Annotated in this window: 5 protein-coding genes; 4 read left to right on the top strand and 1 reads right to left on the bottom strand. The window is 44.8% G+C overall.

Going from position 1 to position 3,222, the window contains the following annotated elements; translation table 11 throughout:
- On the top strand, positions 1-249 hold a 249-nt coding region (locus BIZ39_RS20990; RefSeq protein WP_187447992.1), incomplete at its 5' end, for a cytosine permease.
- A 128-nt stretch (positions 250-377) separates the two neighbouring features.
- On the opposite strand, the gene BIZ39_RS20995 is transcribed toward BIZ39_RS20990, so the two are convergent.
- The gene (locus BIZ39_RS20995; RefSeq protein ID WP_039228657.1) at positions 378-1,112 is read right to left on the bottom strand and encodes a helix-turn-helix domain-containing protein; all 735 of its coding nucleotides are present in this window, start codon (positions 1,110-1,112) and stop codon (positions 378-380) included.
- A gap of 131 nt (positions 1,113-1,243) precedes the next feature.
- Here BIZ39_RS20995 and BIZ39_RS21000 point away from each other — a divergent pair, with 131 nt between their 5' ends.
- The 3 genes from BIZ39_RS21000 (at position 1,244) to yiaA (ending at position 3,119) form a co-directional block, all read left to right on the top strand.
- Positions 1,244-1,654, top strand: a complete 411-nt coding sequence (locus BIZ39_RS21000) for a hypothetical protein (protein WP_187447993.1) — start codon at positions 1,244-1,246, stop codon at positions 1,652-1,654.
- A 174-nt stretch (positions 1,655-1,828) separates the two neighbouring features.
- Positions 1,829-2,665 (top strand): DUF2145 domain-containing protein, encoded by an 837-nt coding sequence (locus BIZ39_RS21005; RefSeq protein ID WP_187447994.1) that lies wholly within the window; start codon positions 1,829-1,831, stop codon positions 2,663-2,665.
- Positions 2,649-3,119, top strand: coding sequence for an inner membrane protein YiaA (gene yiaA / locus BIZ39_RS21010; protein ID WP_069944987.1), 471 nt, complete (start codon positions 2,649-2,651; stop codon positions 3,117-3,119). Before BIZ39_RS21005 ends, yiaA begins: the two co-directional genes overlap by 17 nt.
- Positions 3,120-3,222: the final 103 nt, after the last annotated feature.

Here is a 3,222-nt window from a genome sequence, read left to right on the forward strand (position 1 = left end):
CAACACGCTGGCGAATATGGCGCGAACAACGGTTGGAACATGGCGGGTGTGACTGCGCTTGTTATAGGCATTTTACCCAATATCCCCGGTTTTCTTCACGCAGCTGGTTTTCTAGAAAGCGTGCCAGCCGTTTTCGATACGCTTTACGCCTACGCATGGTTTGTAGGGTTAATCATCGCCAGCATGGTTTATCTGCTGCTCTCCAACAGAGCACCCGTCACTATGCAGGCAAAAAGCGCCTCCCAATAATGGGGTCAGAGTACTTTTCTGAGCAGTAAACTAACGGGGGCAGAGTAATTTTCTGTGTAGTAGACTAATGGGGTCGGAGTACTTTTCTACGAAATGTACTCTGCCCCCCCAAATATACTTCGACAGGGTTATTTTCGCTTCATATTTTCAAAAAGCGAGGGTTCCCAAGGCCGCATCGCCATTAAAAGACCAATGTGCTGGCGTTCTTCAATTGGTAGGGCATTATCTTCGCTGCTGAGTTTTGCTGCCTCTTGTCGCAGTTGTTCAAGACGGCGCTGAATAATCGAAACCGAGGTCTGAGAATAGCGGCCGCGTAAATAGAAACGGAACATCCATGGCTCGTTCTTCTTTGGGGCCATAAACTTCACCATTACTTCCTGCTCCATAAATTTTTCTAGCGGACCACCAGGGATCCAGCGAAAGTTTTGCGCAATGAGCAGCTTGTAGCGGTTATTCGGTAACAGCTCTATAAGCTTAAGTTTGTCTAAGGTTGTCATTAGCTTAATGCCCTCGACCTCAGAAATATTGTAGTGCTTGATGATTTCCGAGAATCGCCAGCCATCACGCACACATACGGCTGCAAGCAGTAGCTTGGGATTGGCAAGTAGCTCCATTTCTTGCTTCTCAGACAGCTGTGATATTTTTTCCTGCTGCTTTTGCGACAGGCTAAAAAGGTCGCTTAATGACAAATTTAGACATTCACAAATCTGTTCCAGTTTATCGAGGCTGAAAGCCTGTAAAGAGAAATTTCGTTTTACGCTGGCCTCGCTTACGTTCAGTTTCTGTGCGATCTGTTTGTAGGTAAATCGCTGCTCTCGTAAACATTGTTTAAGCGTGTCGTAAACAAGGTTAATTTGGCTCATGGTATTAAATATTTATACTTGTGGTGTAATTTAATACTACATCAGCGGTTGTGGTTTACGAAATTTATTCTTGGTTCTAGTGTAGAACATGTTCAGGCACATCTCGCCTTTACATACTAGGAGCAAGTGATATGAAAAATTCGCGTTCAACATTGATGTTAACTGCACTATTAGGTAGTGCGCTTCTTACCCATTCTGTAATGGCAGATGACTCTATCGACCACAGTGGCAAAGCCAGTAAACATAGCGCACTTGCTGCATCTGAAGGCTTAGCAACGACGGCGTCAGTAGCGAGTGCCGTAGTCGCTGTTCCGGTGATACTAACCGGCAGTGCTGTAGTGGCAGGTAGCGCAGTTGCTGAAAGTGTGATTGACGAGAGTAGCCGCAGTATTCACGGAGCTAGTCATCATTCCTCCGTTGATAATAACCAGCCGTTAGTGATTACCGAAGCAATTATTACTGCAGACCCTGCGCCAAACAAAGTCGTTGCGACCACTAACACAACAACGACTACGACAACTACTACCACAACTAAACGCTAACGGTTAATTAATTGCTCGAACTTTGAAGCGCGATTGGACGCTATAAAAGTGGCTATAGTTTGGTAAAACACTGCTACAGCGAAGCGTTGTGCATCTAGCGCTTCATAATAAATAGCGAGCGCTTTAGGTGGCTCTTATTCAGTGCAAGTCGAGAGAATTTAAGCAGGGAAGAGTATGAAAACATTTTTGTATTCAATAGCTGTGGCTTTGGTACTACTTACTGCCAACGCTAATCACGCTTTGGCAGGTAGTCAGCAGCACGGAAAACCTTCGTTTTCACCAGAAGCCATTGCCATTTTTTCTAAAGAAGTAGAAAAGTATGCGGCAAGCCAAGGAGCTCGTGCCTTCATTATTGCAAGGCGAGGCAGACCGATTGAAGACATGCCGGAGGACATTCGCTTTACGCACACTGCTATTGCTATCTACTCAAGCATTCAGCTAGATAATGGAGAGACAGCCAAAGGTTATGCAATCCATAATTTGTATCAAGATGCTGATGAACAAGACGAGAGTCATCTAGTTACCGATTATCCGGTAGATTTTTTCTGGAGTGCTTATGCGCTCGAAGCAGGCCTCATTATCCCATCGGTTGCCGTGCAGCAAGCGCTTATAAGTATGTACAGCGAAGATAGAGCAAAATTGTTGCATAACCCACGCTATTCAGTCGTTGCTAACCCATTCAACAGTGAACGACAAAACTGTACCGAGTACACCCTAGATGTGCTGAATGCTGCGGTGTACTCCACCACAGATATAGCCCAGCTAAAAGCTAATGCAAAGGCATATTTTACGCCGCAAAAAGTAAACATGAGCCGCGCCAAACTTGGCTTGGCGAGTATGTTCAGCGACGGCGTGACGCTGTCCGATCACGGTCGTAAGGTGGAAACAACTACATTTGGAAGCCTTGCTCGTTACATGCAGAAATACGATTTATCGGAAAAGGCAGTTATTTTTGCGAGCAACGGTGAGACAACTATTATCGAGGAATTTAACAATGCAGATTCAGAATAAACCAACGAAAGCATTTCGAATAGCATCACTGGCAGCCCTAATTGTGGGTGTAGGCGCTTATTTTATCGGCCTTTACAATGCCCCAATGGCGCTTAATGAAAAAGGTTATTACTTCACTATTATGTTATTTGGCTTGTTTTCTGTAGTGAGCTTACAAAAAACGGTACGCGATAAAATGGAAGGTGTGCCAGCGACCAAAGCATACTTCCTTGCATCAGCTGTAGCTACTGCATCAGCCATCATATTGTTGGTAATTGGCTTATTAAATGCTGAGTTTTTATTAAGTGAAAAAGGCTTCTTCGGCATGGCCTTCACTCTAAGCCTCTTTGCCGCTATTACGGTGCAGAAGAACGTACGCGATAGCCAAACTACCGACGAGTCACGCAACACAAAAAGCGATACTCAAAGCAGCGCTACTGAGCACGAAGACTCTCCCAAAGTGAAAGCCGCTTAAAAAATGGGGTCAGAGTCTGAGGTATCCCCACAAATAATATAACGATATCAGCGAGATAAAAAAGATAGGAACATTCATGACGTTTGGTGATCAGATCAATCGC

This window comes from Alteromonas sp. BZK5, from assembly GCF_014349115.1.
GTDB lineage: Bacteria > Pseudomonadota > Gammaproteobacteria > Enterobacterales > Alteromonadaceae > Alteromonas > Alteromonas macleodii.